This window comes from Streptomyces sp. AC627_RSS907 (genome assembly GCF_019049165.1).
In genome coordinates, this window is sequence record NZ_JAGMUE010000221.1 from 1 (window position 1) to 3,208 (window position 3,208).

The following is a 3,208-nucleotide window of genomic DNA, read 5'->3' on the forward strand; positions in this document are numbered from 1 at the left end:
GTCATGGTCACTCCGCTCGTCGGGCCGGGGGTGGGGGTGGGCCGGGGTGGCCGGCGGAGGAAGGGCGGCGCCCTCCGGTCCGCGCGGGCCGGGAGGGGTCAGTTCTCGTCGCCGGCGGCGTCGCCCAGCGCGAGCTTCACCAGGTCGTCGACGTCCATCACGTCGTAGTCGCCGCTCGGCGGGGCCGGTTCGGTACCGGGCGGGGCCGGCGGTCCTGCCAGGGTGAGCCGCAGCAGCCGGGGCAGCAGCCCGGATTCCCGCAGGCGCTCGACGGGGATCGCCGCCAGTGCCCGCCGGATCTCGTCGTCGGGCAGGTCCACCGGCTCCCCGGCGGGCGCGAGGGTCTCGCCGAGGTGGCCGGCGAGCCGCTCTGCGTTGGGGTGGTCGAAGACCAGCGTCGGGGTGAGCGGCAGTCCGGTGACGGTGATCAGCCGGTCGCGCAGTTGGACCGCGGTGAGCGAGTCGAAGCCGAGTTCGCTGAACGCGCGGCCCGGCGCCACCGCCGTACCGGACCCGTGCCCGAGCACGGCGGCCACCTCGTCGCGGACCAGCCGCAGCAGCAGCCGGTGCCGCTCGGCGGGGTCGGCGTCGGCCAGTGACGCGGCCAGGTCGCCGCGTTCCGGGGTGGTGCCGGTCCGCTGGGCGGACGGGAGCAGGCCGGTGAAGAACGGCCGGGGCCGCGCGGTGGAGAACACCGGCACGAACCGCGCCCAGTCCACGTCCGCCACGGTGACCAGCGCGTCGTCCGCGCCGACGGCGACCGCCAACGCGTCCAGCGCACGCGCCGGTGGCATCGGGGTGAGTCCGCGCCGCCGCAGCCGGTCCGCGACCTCGTCGTCGGCGGCCATGCCGATCCGGGCCCACGGCCCCCAGGCGATCGCCGTCCCGGGACGCCCCTCGGCGCGGCGCCGGGCGACGATCGCGTCGAGCGCCGCGTTCGCCGCCGCGTAGGCCGCCTGGTCCGCGCTGCCCCAGACACCCGCGATGGAGGAGAAGACGATCAGCGGTACGTCGGGCAGCAGGGCGTCCAGGTGCGCGGCGCCGTCCGCCTTGCCGGCCGCCACGGCCCGCAGACGGCCCTCGTCCTCGGCGGCCAGCGGCACGTCGTGGCTGACGCCGGCCGCGTGCACGACGGCGTCGACGGCGCCGACGCCTGCGAGCAGCGCCTCGACCGCCGAGCGGTCGGACAGGTCACAGGCGTGCGCCTGCGCCGTCGGCAGCTCGGCGAGGAGTTCCTTCGCGCCGGGTGCGGCGGCGCCCCTCCGGGAGACCAGTACGAGTCGCCGGGCGCCGTTGGCCGCAGCCCACCGCGCGACCTCGGCGCCCAGGCCGCCGGTGCCGCCGGTGACGAGCACGGTGCCGTCGGGCCGCCAGCGCGGGGCGCCGGACGGTACGGGGGCGGGGGCCAGCCGTCGCAGCAGCGGGCCGGCCGCGCGCAGGGCGATCTGGTCCTCGTCGCCGAGCCCGCCGGCCAGGACGGTGACGAGCCGTTCAGCCGCCGCGGCGTCGGACTCCTCGGGTACGTCGACCAGTCCGCCCCACCGGTCCGGGTGTTCGAGCCCGAGGACCCGGGCCAGTCCCCAGGCCGCGGCCGGTTCGGTCTCGGGTGCCGGGTCGTCCGGTCCGGTGGCCACCGCACGCCGGGTGAGGAACCAGTGGGGCGCGGCGAGGCCGAGCCGGGTGACCGCGAGGGCCTCGGCGGGGCTGGACACGGTGGCCAGTACACCGGTGAGGGCCGCCGCTGGGAGCGCGTCCGGTACGCCGGTGAGGGCCGCCACTGCGACCGTGTCCGGTACGCCGGTGAGGGCCGCCGCTGCGACCGTGTCCGGTACGCCGGTGAGGGCGGTCGGCGCGGGGGCGGTGACGACCTCGGCGCCGGCCGTCCGCAGCACGCCGGCGAGGTTGTCGTCGCCGCCGATCACCAGCCAGGTGCCGGTCAGGGCTGCGGGAAGGCCGGGGGCCGGCCGGGGAGCCGGCTGCCACTCGACCCGGTACCGCCAGTCCGCCGTGCCGGGCTGCTCGGCGGGCAGCGCGTCCAGCCAGAAGCGCCGCCGGTGGAAGGCGTACGTCGGGAGGTCGACGCGGTGTGCGTCCGGGAGTACGGCGGCCCAGTCGACCGGGGTGCCGTGGGCGAACAGCGTGGCGAGGGCGGTGAGCGCGGTGGTGGGCTCGTCCCGGTCCCGGCGCAGCGTCGGCACGCACAGGGCGTCCGGCCGCAGGTCCCGGGCCAGGGCCGTGAGGACGGCGTCCGGCCCGATTTCGACGAACGTGCCGACGCCGAGGCCGTCGAGCGCGCCGATCGCGTCGGCGAACCGGACCGGCCGCCGGACCTGCTCCACCCAGTACTCCGGGTCCGACCACTGCCATGGCTCCACCGCCCGCCCGGTGACCGTCGAGTACACCGGCGTCGTCGGCTCGGCGAAGCCCAGCGTCTTCACGACCGACCGGAACTCGGCGGTCATCGGCTCCATGAGCCGGGAGTGGAAGGCGTGGCCGGTGCGCAGACGGCTGGTCCTCCAGCCGCGCTCGGCGGCGACGGTCGCCGCCCGGTCCACGTCGTCCGTGTGCCCGGAGACCACGACCGCCGTCGGTCCGTTGACCGCCGCGATGTCCAGTGTGCCGAAGGCCTCCCGTACCTCGGCCTCGGCGGCCCCGACCGCGAGCATCGCGCCACCGGCGGGCAGGGCCTGCATCAGCCTGCCCCGCGTGGCCACCAGTGTGGCGGCGTCATCGAGCGACAGCACCCCGGCCACGTGCGCCGCCGCGATCTCGCCGATCGAGTGGCCGAGGAGGACGTCGGCTCGTACACCCCAGTGGGCGAGCAGGGCGTGCAGGGCCACCTCGACGGCGAACAGCGCCGGTTGGGCGTACTCGGTCCGGTGGATGAGGTACTCGTCGCTCCACACGGCTGACAGGGGACGGGCCAGGTGCGGGTCGAGTGCGGCGCCCGCGGTCGCCAGCGCGTCCGCGAACACGGGGTGCTCAGCGGCCAGTTGTGTCCCCATGGCCAGTCGTTGCGCGCCCTGGCCGGTGAAGAGGAACGCCCGCTTCCCACGCGCGGCCACTCCTTCGACCGCGCCGTCGACCCGGCCTCCGGCCGCCCAGGTGGTCAGCGCGTCGGCGGCGTGGTCGGTTCCGGGGTCGGTGGTGAGGGCGCTGCCGGGGGTGGACTCCGGGGTGTTCTCCGGGGCGGTTCGGGGGGCTGTGC

1 protein-coding gene is annotated in these 3,208 nt (G+C 76.9%); it reads right to left on the minus strand.

The features are described from left to right. Nucleotides 1-98: 98 nt before the first annotated feature. Nucleotides 99-3,208 (minus strand): type I polyketide synthase (locus tag KUM32_RS32360; protein ID WP_217145505.1); only part of this gene is annotated, 3,110 nt, incomplete at its 5' end.